The sequence below is a fragment of the Maribacter vaceletii genome, assembly GCF_003634105.1.
Classification (GTDB): Bacteria; Bacteroidota; Bacteroidia; order Flavobacteriales; family Flavobacteriaceae; genus Maribacter_B; species Maribacter_B vaceletii.
In genome coordinates, this window is record NZ_RBIQ01000009.1 from 173437 (window position 1) to 192487 (window position 19051).

Sequence of the window (19051 nt, forward strand, 5' to 3'; positions counted from 1 at the left end):
CCCTAATCATGTTTATTAAAAAATTATTATTTTGTTTTGTTGTTCTTTACAGCACTTTTAACAGTGCTCAAAACAAAATAGAATTATCTCCTTTATCTAAAGTTAGCCTATTAACTATAGGCCCTCAAGAAGAACTTAGCTCTAAATTTGGACATAGTGCTTTTAGAATACAAGACCCTACATTAGGAATAGATGTTACCTATAATTATGGGATGTTTGATTTTAGTGACCCCTATTTCTATTTTAAATTTACTACGGGAAAATTACCTTATAAAATTGGCAGACACTCATTTGATAATTTTATATACACCTATAAGATTGAAAACAAATGGGTAAAAGAGCAGCATTTAGCTTTAAATTTAAAAGAGAAAAACAATTTAATAGCTTTTTTAGAAAACAATTTACTCCCAGAGAACAAGTATTATAAATATGATTTCTTGTTTGATAATTGTGCCACTAAAATTCCTGAAGTTTTAAATAAAGTAACCCAAAATAATTTACTGTATAGCTACCCCCATTTAAAAAAGAAAAAAACGTTTAGAGATTTAATACATGAGTTTTTAGTTATAAATGAATGGGCAACTTTTGGGATAGATTTAGCTCTAGGATCTGTAATTGATAAGAAAGCAAGTTCTTTAGAACATCAATTCTTACCATTATACGTGTATCATCAACTAGAACATACTACAAAAAAAGATGGTACTCCATTGGTTTCTAAAACTGCTATGATTTTAAAATCTAAAGCAGAAGAAAAAAACAATTTATTTATTCTAAGTCCTATTTTTTGGCTAGGGATAATTCTAATAGCAACAAGTAGTATTACTATTAAAGATTACTTCTCTAAAAAAAGAACAAAATGGTTAGATGTTTTTCTTTTCACTGCAACTGGCCTTGCTGGTATAGTAATACTTTTTCTATGGTTTGGTACGGACCATACTGCAACTGCATGGAATTTTAATTTCTTATGGGCATTTCCTGTAAACTTATATTTTGCATTTTTAGTGAGAAAAAATAAACTTCCAGAAAACATAAAACTATACGTAATTATTCTTTTATCATTAATATTAGTTACCATGTTTTTATGGGTTGCAAAAATACAAGTATTCTCTCCTATCTTAATTTTTATACTACTTTCGTTAATAATAAGATACCTTTACATACTTTTTTATTTAAGACACTCCCATACTTAATACTAGTTTTAAAACATGAATTTACTTACTGTAGAAAATATTGCTAAATCTTTTGGCGAACTTGTTCTTTTTGACAACCTCTCTTTTGGCATTAATAAAGACCAGAAAATTGCTTTAATTGCTAAAAATGGTAGCGGAAAAACATCTATTTTAAATATTTTATCTGGTGCAGAAAGTCCAGATAGTGGGCAAGTAAATTATCGTAAAGGAACCAGAGTATCTTTTCTAGAGCAAGAACCAAAAATGGATCCTAACCTTACTATTGAGGAAACTATCTTTGCTTCGGACAATGAGGTATTAAAAGTCATCAGAACTTATGAGAAAGCATTAAATAATCCAGAAGATGCAGAGGCATACCAAAAAGCTTTTGAAGCTATGGATAGGTTTAGTGCATGGGATTTTGAAACCCAATACAAGCAAATATTATTTAAACTTAAACTAGAAGATTTAAATTTAAAAGTTGGTCTATTATCTGGCGGCCAAAAAAAGAGATTAGCTCTAGCAGATGCTTTAATTAATAAACCTGATTTATTGATTTTAGATGAACCAACCAACCACTTAGATTTAGAAATGATAGAGTGGCTAGAGCAATATTTTGCTAAAGAAAACATGACTCTTTTTATGGTAACGCATGATCGTTACTTTTTAGAACGTGTTTGTAATGAAATTATAGAATTAGATGGCGGACAACTTTACCCTTATAAAGGAAATTATTCTTACTATTTAGAAAAGAAAGAAGCTAGGCAAGAACAAGAAGCTGTAGAACACCATAAATCTAAACTATTATTTAAAAAAGAATTAGATTGGATGCGTAGACAGCCAAAGGCAAGAACTACAAAATCTAAATCCAGGATAGACGATTTTCATGCTATTAAGGAAAAGGCTAATAATAGACGAAAAGAACATGAGGTTCAGTTAGAGATTAACATGACCCGTATGGGAAGTAAAATAATAGAACTTCATAAAATATCTAAAGCTTTTCCTGAAAAACCTATTTTAGACCAGTTTGATTATAGTTTTACCAAAGGAGAACGCGTAGGTATTATTGGAAAAAATGGAACAGGAAAATCTACTTTTTTAAATATAATTGCAGGAAAAGGGCAACCAGATAGTGGAAAGGTAGTAATTGGAGATACTATTAAATTTGGTTATTACACCCAAAAGGGTATTGAAATAAAAGAAGGACAAAAGGTTATAGATGTAATTCGTGATTTTGGAGATTACATTCCACTAAGTAAAGGAAGACAAATATCTGCGCAACAGCTTTTAGAACGCTTTCTTTTTGACAGAAAAAAACAATATGACTTTGTAGAGAAATTAAGTGGCGGCGAACGTAAAAGACTATACTTATGCACCATATTAATTCAGAATCCAAATTTTTTAATACTCGATGAACCTACTAACGATTTAGACATTGTTACCCTAAATGTATTAGAAAGCTTCTTATTAGATTTCCCAGGATGTCTTATGGTAGTTTCACATGACAGGTATTTTATGGATAAAATTGTAGACCATTTATTTGTTTTTAGAGGCAATGCAGAAATTGAGAATTTTCCAGGCAACTACTCTGACTATAGAGCCTATGAAGACAGTCAGGTTTTAGAAAAGAGAGAACAAAAAGAAAATTCTAATACTAATTCTAAAAACTCTTGGAAAGCCGAGAGCAAAACTGGCACAAAATTATCCTATGCCGAGCAGAAGGAATACAACCAACTAGAAAGAGAAATACAAAAGCTTGAAAATAAAAAAACAAAAGCACAGAATGAATTTACAAATCCAGAATTATCTGGAGATGATATTGCTGAGCTTTCAAAAAAACTACAACAAATAACTTCTGAAATTGAAACAAAAACAGAACGTTGGTTTGCACTTTCTGCCATGTTAGAAGGTTAAATTTATTATGTATTCTTTTATTTCGCATATAAAATTTATATTCTCTGCTACCAACCAACATGGGGTGCATTCTCCTTTTGTATATTCTTATATTACAAAAGGACTTTATACTAAAAAGAAATTTGCTACATCAAAAAGTGTAGATATACTTCTAAAAAGCATACGCTATTTTAATATTAAAAATTTAAAGATAAATTCTGAAAGTAACCTCTATCTAAATAATATTAAACCAAATTTCCCTAATTTAGAAACCAAAGCTTCCCAATTTGAAGGCATATATTTAGAAAACTGCAAAGATTGGAACAACACTATTATAGAAAAAGAAATAAAAAACATTACTTGGGTTTTTATTAACAACATACACAAGAGTAAAGAAGAAAATACCTTTTGGGAAAAAATTAAAAAACAAAAAGAGATAAAGGTAAGTGTAGATTTGTTTTATTGTGGCATCCTCTTTTTTAGAAAAGAACAAGAAAAAGAACATTTTAAAATTAGATACTAAAAGACTATTTTTAATACAAAATAACACTCTGAGGGCTTAAGTCTCAATTATCGAGTAAAATTGGAATATTATGGAAGGAAATACTATGTATTATGTGTTAGGCGGAGTTGCAATGCTATATCTAATTGTTTCAATAAGAAATCGTCAAAAATCTAAGGACAGAAAATCTAGAAAATTTATGAGCGATTACAACCGAAAAAAGAAAAAATAAATCTCTTTACTTCTCTCTCTTATCCTAAAGCTTTACTTATGAAAATTTATACAAAAACCGGAGACAAAGGAACCTCTGCCCTATTTGGTGGTACAAGAGTTCCTAAACATCATATTAGACTAGATTCTTACGGCACAATTGATGAGCTTAATTCATGGATTGGCTTAATTAGAGACCAAAAAATAGACACTATATCTAAACAAACATTACTAACCATACAAGATAAGCTTTTTACTGTAGGAGCAATTTTAGCTACAGACCCAGAAAAAGCTATACTAAAAAATGGAAAAGAACGCCTAGCTATACCTAAAATATCGGACATAGATATTACCTTCTTAGAAGATAATATGGATGCCATGGAAACGCAATTACCGCAAATGACTCATTTTATTTTACCAGGTGGCCACACAACCGTGTCATACTGTCATATTGCACGTACCGTATGTAGAAGAGGAGAAAGAATGATTTCTTTTTTAAATGAAAATGAACCTACAGATGGTAATGTTTTGTCATTTATTAATAGATTGTCCGACTATCTATTTGTATTGGCACGAAAATTGTCGTTTGACCTTAAAGCGGAAGAAATAAAATGGATACCTGAAAAAAAAGGCTAATAATTTTGTTATTTATTCGTTATCAAAATATTAGAAAAAGATTTTTGTTAATAAAATATCAGAATTACTAGCAAAAAAACTTGGCTATTTATATTTAAAAATTATTTTTGCAAAAAATTAAAACATACTTTTAATATGTATTGGACATTAGAACTAGCATCTTATTTGAGTGATGCACCATGGCCTGCTACCAAAGATGAATTAATAGATTACTCTATTAGAACAGGAGCACCATTAGAGGTTGTAGAGAATTTACAATCCATGGAAGAAGAGGGCGGAGAAATTTATGAGTCCATAGAAGAAATATGGCCAGATTACCCCACCGAGGAAGATTACCTCTGGAATGAGGATGAATATTAATAAAATATTATAACAATTGCTATAAAAAAGTCTCCTTGGAGGCTTTTTTTTTATGTAATTTTGTCAGCCGTGTAATGCTATATTTACAAATACCTAAACTGGAATAGCTTTTGTTATGTAAGAATACAGTTGGTAAATATACTAGGCTTAAAAAAATATTGAAAAAACCAATATGCAACTATAGTAGTTATAAAGGTTTTCAATCTAAAATATAGAATAAAATTATGAGTTTTCTAAATTCAATACTAAAGGTTTTTGTAGGAGATAAATCAGAAAAAGATGTTAAGGAACTACAACCCATAATTAAACAAGTAAAATCTTTTGAAGCTGCTATAGAAAACCTTAGCCATGATGAACTAAGAGCTAAGACTACAGAGTTTAAAAACAAAATAAAAGAAAATTGTTCTGAGATTACTTCTAAAATTAGTGCCTTAACAGAAGAAGTAAATGCATCTACAGACATAGATAAGAACGAGGATATTTATGCCGAAATAGATAAACTTAAAGAAGAAGCATATAAAATATCTGAAGAAACCTTAAATGATATTTTACCAGAAGCATTTGCCGTAGTTAAAGAAACTGCTAAACGTTTTGCAAATAATACCACATTAACTGTCTCTGCATCTGAATACGATAGAGAATTATCTGGAGAAAAAGAATATGTTAGCCTAGAAGGAGACAATGCTACATGGCAAAACTCTTGGAATGCTGCGGGTAAGGAAGTTACCTGGGACATGATTCATTATGATGTACAATTAATAGGTGGTATTGCATTACACCAAGGTAAAATTGCAGAGATGCAAACAGGAGAAGGTAAAACCTTAGTAGCTACCCTTCCACTCTACTTAAATGCTCTAACAGGAAATGGCGCACACTTAGTTACCGTGAATGATTATTTAGCAAAAAGAGATAGTGCATGGATGGCTCCTATTTTCCAATTCCACGGTCTTTCTGTAGACTGTATAGATTATCATAAACCAAATTCTGATGGCCGTAGAGCTGCCTATAATGCAGATATTACATATGGCACTAACAATGAATTTGGCTTTGATTATTTAAGAGATAACATGGCGCACACTCCTAAAGATTTAGTGCAACGCCCACATAACTTTTCTATTGTAGATGAGGTAGATTCTGTTTTGGTAGATGATGCTCGTACGCCATTAATCATTTCTGGTCCTGTTCCAGAAGGGGACCGTCATGAGTTTAATGAACTTAAACCAAGAGTCTCAGAAATTGTACAAAAGCAACGCCAATACCTTACTGGAGTTTTTGCAGAAGCAAAAAAACATATAGCAGAAGGAGACACTAAGGAAGGTGGTTTTCTTTTATTAAGAGTACATAGAGGTTTACCAAAAAATAAAGCATTAATTAAGTTTTTAAGCGAAGAAGGAATAAAACAATTGCTTCAAAAAACTGAAAACTTTTACATGCAAGATAACAACAGAGAAATGCCTAAGGTAGATGAAGAACTGTTGTTTGTTATTGATGAAAAGAATAACCAAATAGAGCTTACCGATAAAGGGGTAGATTATATTTCTGGAGACCAAGACAAAGATTTCTTTGTAATGCCAGACATTGGTGGAGAAATTGCTAAAATTGAAAACCAAAATCTAGAAATAGAAAAAGAAGCGGAGCTTAAAGAGGAGCTATTTAAAGACTTTACTGTAAAAAGTGAGCGTATACACACCATGAGCCAATTACTAAAAGCCTACACTCTTTTTGAGAAAGATGTAGAGTATGTAGTAATGGATAATAAAGTAATGATTGTAGATGAGCAAACGGGTCGTATTATGGATGGCCGTAGATACTCAGACGGTTTACACCAAGCCATTGAAGCTAAAGAAAATGTAAAGATTGAAGCTTTAACACAAACTTTTGCAACCGTTACTTTACAAAACTACTTTAGAATGTATAGTAAGCTTTCTGGTATGACAGGTACTGCTATTACAGAAGCTGGAGAATTTTGGGAGATTTACAAATTGGATGTTATGGAAATACCTACCAACAGACCAATTGCTCGTGATGACCGTAATGATTTAATTTACAAAACAAAAAGAGAAAAATATAATGCCATTATTGATGAAGTTACCAAACTATCACAATCTGGCAGACCAGTATTAATAGGTACAACATCGGTAGAAATTTCTGAATTACTATCCCGTATGCTAGCAATACGTAAAGTACCGCATAATGTATTAAATGCCAAGCTACACAAAAAAGAAGCAGACGTTGTTGCAGAAGCTGGTAATCCTGGTATTGTAACTATTGCAACCAACATGGCCGGTCGTGGTACTGATATTAAATTATCAGACGCTGTAAAGGCTGCTGGAGGTTTAGCAATTGTAGGTACAGAAAGACATGATTCTAGAAGGGTAGACAGACAGTTAAGAGGCCGTTCTGGTCGTCAAGGAGACCCAGGAAGTTCACAATTCTATGTTTCTCTAGAGGATAATCTTATGCGTTTATTTGGCTCGGACAGAGTAGCCAAAATGATGGATAAAATGGGCTTAGAAGATGGTGAGGTTATTCAGCATGGTATGATGACCAAATCTATAGAACGTGCGCAGAAAAAAGTAGAAGAAAATAACTTTGGTGTTCGTAAACGTCTTTTAGAGTATGATGATGTTATGAATGCGCAAAGAGAAGTTGTTTACAAGCGTAGAAGGCATGCCATACAAGGAGAAAGACTTAAAGTGGATATTGCAAACATGATTTATGACACTTGCGAAGTTATTACAGAAACAAATAAAGGAGCAAATGATTACAAAAATTTTGAGTTTGAGCTTATTAAATATTTCTCTATAACTTCTCCTGTTTCCGAAGCAGATTTTGAAAAATTAGGGATACAAGAAATAGCGAATACCATTTACAAAGAGGCCTACCAGTATTACACAGAAAAAATGGAACGTAATGCTACTACCGCTTTTCCTGTAATTAAACAGGTTTACGAAGACCAAGCTAATAAATTTGAAAGAATTGTAGTGCCCTTTACAGATGGCATTAAGAGCTTAAATGTAGTTACGAACTTGCAAGAAGCTTATGATAGTAACGGAAAGCAGTTGGTTACAGATTTTGAAAAGAATATATCTTTAGCAATTATAGATGATTCTTGGAAAACCCATTTACGTAAAATGGATGAGCTTAAGCAGTCTGTACAACTTGCTGTGCATGAACAAAAAGACCCATTATTAATTTATAAATTTGAGGCTTTTGAGCTTTTTAAGAGTATGATTGATAAGGTGAATAAAGAAATAGTTTCTTTCTTATTTAAAGGGGAATTACCTTCAGAAAGCTCTACAATACAAGAAGCTGGAAGCGTAAGAAGACCAAAAGAAAATTTACAAACCAGTAAGGAAGAAATTCCTAACAGCGATGAGCTTGCTGCACAAAATAGAGCAGCAGGACAAACACAAGGACAAAGACCTGCTGTTACTGAAACTATTACTAGAGAAAGACCAAAAATTGGTAGAAACGATAGAGTTACTATTAAAAACATAATGTCTGGAGAAAGTAAAACAGTTAAATATAAACAGGCAGAACCTTTAATTACTAAAGGCGAGTGGGTTTTAATTGAAGAATAAACCTATACGAATATATAAAGCGGCAATCTTTTTAAGATTGCCGCTTTTTTTTGCACTAAAAATCAAAATAACTAGCAATTTCTCTTAGTATTTTTTAAATTTTCACAAACATGTTGGTTTTAATCCAAAAACATAACTAGATTTACAATGGATAACTACGCTAACCAAGCTATAAAATCCAGTTTATGCATAACAACATACTAGATAATAAAAAACAAATAAAAAAAACTAACCTTTTTTTAATAGTTAATTATGTTTCTTCACTAGCTGCAATACTATTTGCAGGAGTATGTTACTTTGTCTTTAAAATAAACTTATTAGTAGCTATAGCATTTTTAATTTTTGGGATACTAATTTTTATAAATTCTTTTCTTATAAAAAAAAATATAGCACTGTCAAACAGCAGTTTTATTTATAGTAATAATACTTTATCTAAAAAATTATTAGAGAAAGAAACCCTATTAAAAGAAATTCACCATAGAGTAAAAAACAACCTACAAACGGTATCTAGCTTGCTAAGCATGCAATCTAGAAACATGGAGGATAAAGAGCTACAAACACTACTTAAAGGCACTCAAAATAGAGTAATATCTATGTCTATGATACATGAAATGCTTTATATGCGTAATGACCTTTCTAAAATAGAGTATAAAACTTATGTACAAGAACTAAGTCAGTATTTAATAAAATCTATAAAAGGAATAGAAAATAAAGTAAAACTTACTATAGATATTCCAGATATAAAATTGGGGATAGATACTGCTATACCTTTAGGGTTATTAATAAATGAAACTATTACAAACGCCTTAAAATATGGTATTGTAGACGATTCTGAGGGAGAAATACATATAGCTATTAAGAAAGAAGTTAATAAAGAATATGTATTAACAATAGGAGATAATGGGGTTGGTTTTCCAGAAACTGTAAACCATAAAAATACTAAATCTTTAGGGTTAAAGTTAATATACAGCCTTACCAGACAACTAAAAGGTTCTGTTATAAGAGATATTTCTAAAAAAGGAACTAATTATATTATTAAATTCCAAGAAATAGGACACCAACTAAACCCAGTTGTATAAACTTATTTTTTATTCTCTACAGGAACTTTTATAGGTCGTAAAGCTGCTCTTTTTTGTTTGTAATTAAAAATTAATGACCCTACAAATACTACCGAAATTACTATTAGAAGTGCTATCATATCTTTTTTATTAATTTGCTACTTTTTGTAGTAGCTATATATTTACTTTCAATTACTATGCCAATTTATGTATTTAGCATTTTTAAAACTTTTTTTTTTACTCCAACGTTTTACCTTTAAAATTAAAGCTAAAACCGCTACTGCAAGTATCCAGAATAATACCCATTTAAGAAAAGCCCATTTAATCATTTGCATTTATTTTATGCAAGTGCTATAGCCCCTATAATTTAAATTAGCATTAAAATTACTTTTAACCACTTGTAGTTTAGTTCTTTAAAGATAAGTAGCTAAAATCTAAAAAACTTAATAAACCGCTGAAATACAAGTATATTAGTTAAACAATAAATTCTTAGATGTATTACAAAAAACTAACGGTTAAAATACCTTAAGCTTGTCTTGTTCTATTTCTTTTAGTTCTAAAAGCTAATTCTTTTAAAATTCTAGAATTTTTGTACATATACAAACGCGTTAGTTGCTTATCTTTTTGTATCTCTACATTTTTAAAAGAGATTAATGTTGTTTGCTCTAACACTACTCCTTTTTCTAGGACAGTAACTTTTTCTTCCTGAGGTTGGTTTTTTGCAAAACCTAAAACACTCATAAATAAGATTAATACTAAAGTAATTATTGCTTTCATAGTTAAGATTTGGTTCTGTAAAATTAGAACCCACCTTAAAGAAAAAAGAGATAATACGGTGAACAACAAGTATTTTCGGTCACTTAAACTAGTCCATGACAAAGTAATATATAGTACCGATGAACGTATTTATTACCTCTACGTATTTAACTGATTTTAATGTATTTCATCTATACTAATTAAAAAATATTCCTACATAAGGACAATAAATAATATCTTTAAACAAATTATTCTGCGGTGTAAATTTCATGAAAAACTACAAGCTACAAATACAAAATTATTTAAATAGGTTTGTTCCATTTTCAGACGACGAAATAGATCTAATCTATAAAAACCTGGCACTTAAAACTTATAAGAAAAAAAGCTTCTTATTAGAACAAAACTCGGTTTGCACTATGAACTTTTTTATTTGCAAAGGATTAGTTAGATCGTTTACAACAAATTCTTATGGAGAAGAAAAAACTAGTCAATTTGCTATAGAAAATTGGTGGGTAACTAGTATGGAAAGTTTTATTAAAGAAAAACCTTCTTTTAATGCCATACAAGCTATTGAAGAAACTACAAGCCTATGCTTAGATAAAAACACTTTAAATAGCCTGTATAGCAAAGTTCCAAAATTAGAACGTTGTTTTAGAATAATTACAGAAAACATGCTAATTGCTATTTTAAGAAAAGATGAAATTTTCATGAAACTTAATAGTAAAGAAAGATATTTAGGTTTTGTAAAGAAAAATCCAACCTTTATGCAACGAGTACCGCAATATATGGTGGCTTCCTACTTAGATATTACTCCAGAATACCTTAGCGAACTAAAAAAAACTATGCATTAGTAAATATTTCTTAAGAAATCCTAAGAAGTTATACCTGTACCCTATCCTAATTTTGTTTTATAAATTATAATAACACTAAAAATGGAAAAAATTGCCTATCAAGATATTCCGGACGGAATGTTTCAAAAACTAAATAATCTTGAAGATTTTATTAATCAATCATTACTCGAAAAGTCTTTATTAAAATTAATTAAACTACGCGTTTCTCAAATAAACGGATGTGCTTATTGTGTAGATATGCATCATAAAGAATTAAAACATATAAACGAAACAGAACTCCGCTTATCTTCTTTAGTGGTATGGAGAGAAACTCCCTATTTTTCAGAAAAAGAAAGGGCTGCTCTAAATTTTGCAGAAGAGTTAACCATATTAAGTAACACTCCAATAAATAATAAAATCTATAATACTTTAGAAACTCATTTTTCGAAAAAAGAAATCTCTTTTCTAGCATTAGCTATAACACAAATAAACACTTGGAATAGACTTATGAAAACATTTTTATTTACCCCTGGTAATTATAAAGTTAATTCCTAACTAATTGTAATTGAGGCTTAGGCAAGTTTAAAATTCACAAAATTATGAATAAGAGTATAGTAAAAGTTTTTTTAAGAACTAGCTTAAGCCTTAGTTTTTTATCTGCCGTCGCGGACAGGTTGGGTCTTTGGCCTAGAGATATTTCCGCTTGGGGTAATTGGAAAAAATTTCTAGACTATACACATACCCTTACCCCCTATTTACCTGAATTTGTAATATCTCCTCTTGGCTATATTGTAACTATTTTGGAAACCTTTTTAAGTTTTTCACTTTTAATAGGTTACAAAACGGAATTCAATGCTAAAATTAGTGGTTACCTACTTTTACTATTTGCTTTAGCTATGACATTTACCAGTAGTATAAAAGGCGCATTAGATTATTCCGTATTAACAGCATCTGCTGCAGCTTTTGCTTTATCTTTAATTCCTAGTAAGTTTTTAGAAATAGATACATTTTTAAAAAAGAAGGTAATAGATTAAGACTATGCTAATTTTGCTTTATTTCTTTTAGTAGTAAATTTTAAAGCTTTCTTTACTGTAGAATTTGTTCTCTTATATAAACGTGCTACTTCTGTAGTCTTAACTGTAGTTTCTGTTACAATTGTTTTTTCTATAGTAACAACCTTTACTTCGTTAGTGTTGTTTTGTGCTTGTGCTGCTACTCCGATAAAAAGAACAAAGATTAAAGTAAAGATAGTTTTCATGACTTGCGTTTTATATATAATTAAAACGCCCAAAGCCGTATGGAGCTAGGTTACAAAACGCTGAAAACCCCTTATTTTTCGGTAACTTACACAAACATAGATAAAGTGCAAAAAATGCTCGACAAACGTACACATACCCAAAAACACCTTATCGTAAGAATGTGTTTTTAATCGGTACTTATCGGTTAAATTTTATTTGCGCATAGCATTAAATAAAAATAAAGAAATTTAATATTCATTATCATGTTACTATATTTGCTTGCCAAAAAAAAAAACAATACAATGAATTATTCATATTTAAAAAATAAAATACCTGTATTACTCCTTTTAATAACCTTAGCATTCCCTTCTTATGCGCAAAGTCAGGATAGTAATTTTGGAAATTGGCTTATTTATATTGGAAGTAAAAAATTAAATAGTAAATGGAATCTTCATAATGAAGTGCAACTACGAAATTATAATGCTATAGGTGATTTAGAACAGTTATTACTAAGAACTGGTTTAGGGTATTCATTTAATGAAAACAAGAATAATATTTTATTAGGTTACGGCTACATTACCTCTGAAAATTATATTGCAAATACAGAGGATAAGTTTACTGTAAACGAACATAGAATATTTCAGCAATTTACATCCAAACAACAAATTGGAATCGTTGGTGTTAGTCATAGATACAGATTTGAACAACGTTTTGTTGCAAATGATTTTAAAATGCGATTTAGATATTTCTTAGCTATAAATGTTCCGTTAAGTAAAGAAAAGGATACATATTACTTTTCTGCCTATAATGAGATTTTCTTAAATACAAAAACTTCTATTTTTGATAGAAACAGACTATACGCAGGTCTTGGGTATAAAATAAACAAAAACATACGTCTAGAGGCTGGTTATATGAATCAGTTTTTTGAAACTACCAGCAGAGACCAGTTTAATATTATAAGTTTTGTTAATTTTTAAGAATAGTAAGTATGACTCCTAGAATAGAAATTATTAAAGATAAAAAGTTAATTGGCAAACAATTAAAAATGTCTTTAGTAGATAACAAAACTCCTATTCTCTGGAAATCCTTTATGCAACAAAGAAAAGAAATCACCAATACTGTGAATATAGATTTATATTCCATCCAGGTATATAATGCTTCATTAGATTTTAAAGATTTTAACCCTCAGACAGAATTTACTAAATGGGCAGCTGCAGAAGTAACAGATTATAATACTATACCAAATGAGATGGATTCTTTTATTTTACCAGGAGGCATGTATGCCGTTTTTATTCATAAAGGAGACACAAGTGGTTTTGCTAAAACCATGCAATATATTTTTGGTGTATGGTTACCACAGTCAGAATATCTATTAGACCAAAGACCACATTTTGAAAAATTAGGAGAAAAATATAAAAACAATTCTGATGAATCCGAAGAAGAAGTTTGGATTCCTATTAAGAATAAAGTATTAAGCTAATTTTGCTTTGTTTCTTTTTGTAGTAAATTTTAAAGCTTTCTTTACTGTAGAATTTGTTCTCTTATATAAACGTGCTACTTCTGTAGTCTTAACTGTAGTTTCTGTTACAATTGTTTTTTCTATAGTATCCACTTTAACTTCTTGAGTGTTGTTTTGTGCTTGTGCAGCTACTCCGATAAAAAGAACAAAGATTAAAGTTAAGATAGTTTTCATGACTTGCGTTTTATATATAATTAAAACGCCCAAAGCCGTATCTAGCTAGGTCACAAAACGCTGAAAACCCCTTATTTTTCGGCAACTTACACAAACATAGATAAAGTGCAAAAAATGCTCGATAAACGTACACATACCAAAAAACACCTTACCGAAAAAAAGTGTTTTTAATCGGAAAATAAGATGTTCTACTTTTTGTAAAAAACGAAAAGATTACTAACTTAAAAAAATGAGAGACAAGATTAACCCAATTATTCATTCTTTAACTCCCTTATCTATTTCTTCTTTAGATAAAATAAATAAATTAGTTACTTATGCTTTTCTAAAAAAAGGAGAATCAATAACTAACGTTGGTCAAAAAAATAACTTAGAGTACTTTTTAATTAAAGGTATTTGCAAGAGTTTCCTTTATACACCAGAAGGTGAAGACATAACAATTTCCTTCTTTATGTCTGGTTCTATCCTATCGCCAAATACAACAAGAAGTTTAGAAGGTAAGTCTATTATTAATATTAGAGCATTAACAGATATAGAAATAGCAACTATTGATGCGGATGTATTAGAAAGGTTAATGATAGAAGATTTAGAAATAAGAAATTTTGCTAATACCGTATTAAGAAATGAACTAATGACAAAAGTTCAAAAAGAAATAGGATTAGCTTCACTTAAAGGAAAAGAGCGTTTAGAACTTCTAAGAAAACAATTCCCGAATATAGAAAACCTTGTATCACATTCAGATATAGCTTCTTACTTAGGTATAACAACTATTTCTTTGAGTAGATTAAGAACACAATCGTAACTCTTAACATTTGTTAATGCACACAATTATTTAATTGACCACTTTTGTTTTGTAATAAAAAACAAGCTGTATGTCTATTTTAAATTCTTTTCTTATAAAAACTTCTTCAGTAAAAAAAATATGTATTTCATTTTTCGCGAGTCAATTCACCTTACTTATAATGATGCTATATACTTTCCCAATAATAAATAGCCAAATTGGTACTAGAGCATTCGACCTCCAAAACCTTGGGTATTCATTATCTACTGCAAATCAAATAGTAAATAACTTGAATAATCAGACAACTGAGCTTTACCTATTTCCTCAATTAACCCTTTTAGATGTATTTTATCCTTTTTTATTAGCTCTTTTTTTAAGTAGTTTATTATTTCGTCTTGGTAAACTTATTGGAAAAGATAATAAAATAACAAGCTTACTTTTATATTTGCCTTTACTAGCTATGGCATTTGATTATTTTGAAAACATATGTATCATCTTAATGATTTCAAAGTCTATAGAAATATCCAAATCCTTCGTTTTACTATCTAGTACATTTACCGTCTTAAAAAGCTTACTAACAACTTTTTCTTGGATAGTTATTTTAATATATACTATAAAATGGGTACGATTAAAAATTATGAAAAAAGCAACTAAGTCATCTTTAAGTCAATCTTAAGTATTATAACAATTAATAATTTCAAGATGGCAAAGTAAGATTAAGCTAATTTTGCTTTGTTTCTTTTAGTAGTAAATTTTAAAGCTTTCTTTACTGTAGAATTTGTTCTCTTATATAAACGTGCAACAGTGTTACTCTCTACTGTAGTTTCTGTTACAATTGTTTTTTCTATAGTAACCACTTTAACTTCTTGAGTGTTGTTTTGTGCTTGTGCAGCTACTCCGATAAAAAGAACAAAGATTAAAGTTAAGATAGTTTTCATGACTTGCGTTTTATATATAATTAAAACGCCAAAAGCCGTATGGAGCTAGGTTACAAAACGCTGAAAACCCCTTATTTTTCGGTAACTGACATAAATACAGATAAAGTGTAAAAAATGCTCGATAAACGTACGCACACCTAAAAACACCTCACCGAAAGAATGTGTTTTTAATCGGATTCTAAACCTCTATAGAAAGTAATAAATTAGGGTTAGGACAATTTTTAGAATAATATTCTATATCTACCTTAGAAGATACACCTGGGTAATCTCCAAAATTCTCTTGTAAATCTTTAATAATTTGAAAATGTAAATGCGGAGCATAGTTAACATTAATCTCTGGCGCTCCCATTTCTGCAAGAATTTCTCCCTGTTTAAATTCTTTACCTATATATAATTCTTTTATAGAGGAAATAGATAAGTGTCCGTATAATGTATAAAATATTACATTATGTATAGAATGCTCTAAAATTATAGTTGGCCCATAATCCCCAGAAGTAGTATTATTTTTAAAACTGTGTACTTTACCATCAATAGGAGTTAGTATACGTGTACCTATTGGTGCCCATACATCTAGACCTAAATGAATATTTCTAACAAAATCAGATGCACTATTAAAACTAGGTGTATTAGAATACAAATTTCTTTGCTCCAAGTAACCACCATAAGCAACTTTTGCTTTCGCATTTGTTAAGACCGTATCTATATATTCTTGACAACCTGTTGGGGTAGTAATATTATATTTTTCAAGGCTAGTGTTTGAAACAGATAAATCTAAAGGGGTGTATACATCTATAGAAAATTGGGAGTCAATAATATGTATAGGCTTTTTAGGAATAGTAGCTAATATCTTTTCTAAATCTGTCATACTGTAAACTTAAAATAAGAATAGATACGTATTAAATTCGTCATTAATTTTAATTAACAACTTTTTAACCCAATACTAGTGTAAGGTGTTTTATCTTTTAAGTACTAAAACAGAAAAAATATGTTTTTAATAAAATTACTACTAGCATCAACTTCATTTATTTTTACTCTTGGATGCCAATCTAAAATAAAAAAAGAAATACCTGTTACACAAGAAATACAAGAAGTAGAAGAGGTAAAACTAACACCACAAGAACTAAGTGACTATGAAACCGCCTATTTTGCTAGCGGATGTTTTTGGTGTGTAGAAGCTATTTTTGAAAGCGTAAAAGGAGTTAAAGAGGTAGTATCTGGATACGCTGGGGGAAAAGAAAAAAATCCTACCTATGAAGATGTAGGCTACGGAAGAACAACCCATGCAGAAACAGTTGAGGTTTTTTATGACCCAAAAGTAATTTCTTTTACTGCTCTTGTTCAAGTATTTTTTGGCTCTCATGATCCTACAACATTAAACCGCCAAGGACCAGATAAAGGAACACAATATAGGTCTATAGCTTTTTATAAAAATGAAAAAGAAAAAGAAATTATTACAGCATATATAGCTGCCCTTAAAGACCAAAAAGTTTATGATGGACTACCAATAACAACAGAGGTTACTCCATTCGTAAAATTTTATAAAGCAGAAGAATACCATCAAGATTATGAAAAAAGAAATCCAAATAATTCCTATATAAAGAATGTGTCTATCCCAAGACTAAATAGATTTAAAAAGAATTTTGGAGATTTTTTAAAAGATAATCCACATTAAATTGAATTTTAAAAGTTTTTATAAGCGCTCCTTTATTACCTAACGTAATAAAGGAGTTTTTTTACTCAATAATCGAGATTTAAATGCTCCGAGGCTTACCTCAAAATCAAAATTAGTTTCCTAATAAATGCCTAGTGGGCTTGCCCTGATGTAGTTTACTAAAACCTCTATAAAGTAAGAATACACCCTATTTTAACAGTTAGAAATAAGATTAACACAATTACTTACTGGATTTTATAGATAAAATGTAAAATATACACTAATAATTTGTACCTTCGACTCATTACCGTGTACGAACACGGTGAAATATAATTAGGTTAAAAAATCAAACAAATTATCTATTGCATGAAAACAGTATTAAAACCAAGTAACATAATTTATCTACTATTATGTCTAATAGTAGTTATTGGCTGTACAGAACAAAAAAAAGATACTACTCCTTGGGTTTCTATTTTTGATGGAGAAACTTTAAACGGATGGACACAAAAAGGAGGTGTTGCTAAATACACTGTTAAAGATGGCGCTATAGTAGGAACTACAGTAAAAAAAACCCCTAATTCTTTCTTAACATCTGATAAAATGTATGGAGATTTTATTTTAGAGTTAGATTATAAGGTAGACTCTAGCATGAATTCTGGTATACAAATACGAAGTAATAGCTTTCCTTATTATAAAGAAGGTAGAGTTCATGGGTATCAAATAGAGATAGACCCATCTGCAAGAGCGTGGAGTGCTGGTATTTTTGACGAAAGCCGTAGAGGTTGGTTAAACCCTTTAGACAAAAACCCAGAAGCTCAAAAAGCATTTAAACAAAACGATTGGAACCATTATAGAATTGAAGCAATTGGCGATACTCTTAAAACATGGATTAATAATGTTCCTGCGGCGTATTTAATAGATGACAAAACAGCAAGTGGTTTTATTGCTTTACAAGTACATAGCATTGGAGGCAAAAAGAAAGAAGGCACAGAAATTATTTGGAAGAACATAAATATACTTACAGATAATTTAGATAAGTATTCCAAAAAATCACCTTTAGCTCCCATTTACACTAAAAACAAGCTTACCGTAAATGAAGAAAAAGCAGGTTGGAAAATGTTATGGGATGGGGAATCTACTAAAGGTTGGAAAGGCGCAAAACTAGAAGAATTTCCTAAAAATGGATGGCTAATAGAAAATGGAGAATTAACTGTTTTGGCTTCGGATGGTGCAGAATCTGCTGCTGGTGGTGATATTGTTACAAAAGAATTATTTGGTGATTTTGAATTGACAGTAGATTTTAAATTAACTCCAGGTGCTAATAGTGGTATAAAATATTATGTAGATACAGAACTAAATAAGGGAGCCGGCTCTTCTATAGGATTAGAATATCAGATACTAGATGATGAATTACATGAAGATGCAAAAAAAGGAAATCATGAAGGTAGCAGAACAGTTTCTTCTTTATATGATTTAATAAAAGCAGACCCTAAAAAACCAATAAATGCTATTGGAGAATGGAACACAGCTTATATTTCCTCTATAAACAACCATGTTGAACATTGGTTAAATGGAGTTAAAGTTCTAGAATATGAAAGAAAAAGTCCTGAGTATTTAAAATTAGTATCCGAAAGTAAATATAAAAAATGGCCAAATTTTGGGGCTTTAGACCAAGGACAATTGTTACTACAAGACCATGGAAACAAAGTTTCCTTTAAAAATATAAAAGTTAATAAAACTCCAAAAAAATAAAAC

At 30.1% G+C, this 19051-nt stretch carries 22 protein-coding genes; 17 read left to right on the forward strand and 5 right to left on the reverse strand.

All coding sequences use genetic code 11. From position 1 onward, the window contains the following. Positions 1-8 precede the first annotated feature (8 nt). From CLV91_RS11585 to CLV91_RS11615, 8 genes are all read left to right on the forward strand, one after another. The gene (locus CLV91_RS11585; protein WP_121068117.1) at positions 9-1190 is read left to right on the forward strand and encodes a lipoprotein N-acyltransferase Lnb domain-containing protein; all 1182 of its coding nucleotides are present in this window, start codon (positions 9-11) and stop codon (positions 1188-1190) included. Between the two features lie 15 nt (positions 1191-1205). After that, positions 1206-3083, forward strand: coding sequence for an ABC-F family ATP-binding cassette domain-containing protein (locus CLV91_RS11590; protein WP_121068119.1), 1878 nt, complete (start codon positions 1206-1208; stop codon positions 3081-3083). 7 nt (positions 3084-3090) lie between these two features. Continuing rightward, a complete protein-coding gene (locus CLV91_RS11595) occupies positions 3091-3585 on the forward strand; it encodes a hypothetical protein (RefSeq protein ID WP_121068120.1) in 495 nt (164 codons plus the stop codon). A gap of 70 nt (positions 3586-3655) precedes the next feature. Continuing rightward, entirely contained in the window at positions 3656-3796 is a 141-nt protein-coding gene (locus CLV91_RS16880) for a hypothetical protein (RefSeq protein ID WP_170146750.1), read from the forward strand. 38 nt (positions 3797-3834) lie between these two features. Further along, complete coding sequence (locus CLV91_RS11600; protein ID WP_121068123.1) at positions 3835-4410, forward strand: cob(I)yrinic acid a,c-diamide adenosyltransferase; 576 nt, start codon at positions 3835-3837, stop codon at positions 4408-4410. A gap of 135 nt (positions 4411-4545) precedes the next feature. Beyond that, the gene (locus tag CLV91_RS11605) at positions 4546-4770 is read left to right on the forward strand and encodes a DUF2795 domain-containing protein (RefSeq protein WP_013994285.1); all 225 of its coding nucleotides are present in this window, start codon (positions 4546-4548) and stop codon (positions 4768-4770) included. A gap of 224 nt (positions 4771-4994) precedes the next feature. Then, the gene (gene secA / locus CLV91_RS11610; RefSeq protein WP_121068125.1) at positions 4995-8354 is read left to right on the forward strand and encodes a preprotein translocase subunit SecA; all 3360 of its coding nucleotides are present in this window, start codon (positions 4995-4997) and stop codon (positions 8352-8354) included. A 185-nt stretch (positions 8355-8539) separates the two neighbouring features. Then, on the forward strand, positions 8540-9433 hold the full coding sequence (locus tag CLV91_RS11615) for a sensor histidine kinase (RefSeq protein WP_121068127.1): 894 nt from the start codon (positions 8540-8542) through the stop codon (positions 9431-9433). Between the two features lie 504 nt (positions 9434-9937). Here CLV91_RS11615 and CLV91_RS11620 read toward each other — a convergent pair. Further along, complete coding sequence (locus CLV91_RS11620) at positions 9938-10189, reverse strand: hypothetical protein (protein ID WP_121068129.1); 252 nt, start codon at positions 10187-10189, stop codon at positions 9938-9940. A gap of 248 nt (positions 10190-10437) precedes the next feature. Here CLV91_RS11620 and CLV91_RS11625 point away from each other — a divergent pair, with 248 nt between their 5' ends. The 3 genes from CLV91_RS11625 (at position 10438) to CLV91_RS11635 (ending at position 12032) form a co-directional block, all read left to right on the forward strand. Next, a complete protein-coding gene (locus CLV91_RS11625; RefSeq protein ID WP_121068131.1) occupies positions 10438-11019 on the forward strand; it encodes a Crp/Fnr family transcriptional regulator in 582 nt (193 codons plus the stop codon). Positions 11020-11100: 81 nt separating this feature from the next. Further along, positions 11101-11553: a carboxymuconolactone decarboxylase family protein gene (locus tag CLV91_RS11630; RefSeq protein WP_121068133.1), complete on the forward strand. Its 453-nt coding sequence runs from the start codon at positions 11101-11103 to the stop codon at positions 11551-11553. 44 nt (positions 11554-11597) lie between these two features. Then, positions 11598-12032 carry a DoxX family protein gene (locus CLV91_RS11635; protein WP_121068135.1) on the forward strand — a complete coding sequence of 145 codons (435 nt, stop codon included), beginning with the start codon at positions 11598-11600 and terminating at the stop codon, positions 12030-12032. A 2-nt stretch (positions 12033-12034) separates the two neighbouring features. Here CLV91_RS11635 and CLV91_RS11640 read toward each other — a convergent pair whose 3' ends face one another. Further along, positions 12035-12256, reverse strand: a complete 222-nt coding sequence (locus tag CLV91_RS11640; protein WP_121068137.1) for a hypothetical protein — start codon at positions 12254-12256, stop codon at positions 12035-12037. Positions 12257-12538: 282 nt separating this feature from the next. Here CLV91_RS11640 and CLV91_RS11645 point away from each other — a divergent pair, with 282 nt between their 5' ends. Together CLV91_RS11645 and CLV91_RS11650 are read left to right on the forward strand one after the other, a co-directional pair. After that, positions 12539-13213 (forward strand): DUF2490 domain-containing protein, encoded by a 675-nt coding sequence (locus tag CLV91_RS11645; RefSeq protein WP_121068139.1) that lies wholly within the window; start codon positions 12539-12541, stop codon positions 13211-13213. Positions 13214-13224: 11 nt separating this feature from the next. Next, positions 13225-13716, forward strand: coding sequence for a GyrI-like domain-containing protein (locus CLV91_RS11650; RefSeq protein WP_121068141.1), 492 nt, complete (start codon positions 13225-13227; stop codon positions 13714-13716). Here CLV91_RS11650 and CLV91_RS11655 read toward each other — a convergent pair. After that, positions 13708-13929 (reverse strand): hypothetical protein, encoded by a 222-nt coding sequence (locus tag CLV91_RS11655; protein WP_121068143.1) that lies wholly within the window; start codon positions 13927-13929, stop codon positions 13708-13710. The genes CLV91_RS11650 and CLV91_RS11655 overlap by 9 nt on opposite strands. Positions 13930-14158: 229 nt before the next feature. Here CLV91_RS11655 and CLV91_RS11660 point away from each other — a divergent pair, with 229 nt between their 5' ends. Together CLV91_RS11660 and CLV91_RS11665 are read left to right on the forward strand one after the other, a co-directional pair. Further along, positions 14159-14728 carry a Crp/Fnr family transcriptional regulator gene (locus tag CLV91_RS11660; RefSeq protein WP_121068145.1) on the forward strand — a complete coding sequence of 190 codons (570 nt, stop codon included), beginning with the start codon at positions 14159-14161 and terminating at the stop codon, positions 14726-14728. A gap of 70 nt (positions 14729-14798) precedes the next feature. Continuing rightward, entirely contained in the window at positions 14799-15383 is a 585-nt protein-coding gene (locus CLV91_RS11665; RefSeq protein WP_121068147.1) for a hypothetical protein, read from the forward strand. 40 nt (positions 15384-15423) lie between these two features. Here CLV91_RS11665 and CLV91_RS11670 read toward each other — a convergent pair whose 3' ends face one another. Together CLV91_RS11670 and CLV91_RS11675 are read right to left on the reverse strand one after the other, a co-directional pair. Further along, on the reverse strand, positions 15424-15645 hold the full coding sequence (locus CLV91_RS11670) for a hypothetical protein (protein ID WP_121068149.1): 222 nt from the start codon (positions 15643-15645) through the stop codon (positions 15424-15426). A 178-nt stretch (positions 15646-15823) separates the two neighbouring features. Continuing rightward, positions 15824-16510: a peptidoglycan DD-metalloendopeptidase family protein gene (locus tag CLV91_RS11675; protein ID WP_121068151.1), complete on the reverse strand. Its 687-nt coding sequence runs from the start codon at positions 16508-16510 to the stop codon at positions 15824-15826. Positions 16511-16630: 120 nt separating this feature from the next. Between CLV91_RS11675 and msrA the strand changes: the two genes are divergently transcribed. Then, the gene (msrA, locus tag CLV91_RS11680; RefSeq protein ID WP_121068153.1) at positions 16631-17317 is read left to right on the forward strand and encodes a peptide-methionine (S)-S-oxide reductase MsrA; all 687 of its coding nucleotides are present in this window, start codon (positions 16631-16633) and stop codon (positions 17315-17317) included. Between the two features lie 345 nt (positions 17318-17662). Then, on the forward strand, positions 17663-19048 hold the full coding sequence (locus CLV91_RS11685; protein ID WP_121068155.1) for a 3-keto-disaccharide hydrolase: 1386 nt from the start codon (positions 17663-17665) through the stop codon (positions 19046-19048). The last annotated feature ends 3 nt before the right edge of the window (positions 19049-19051 follow it).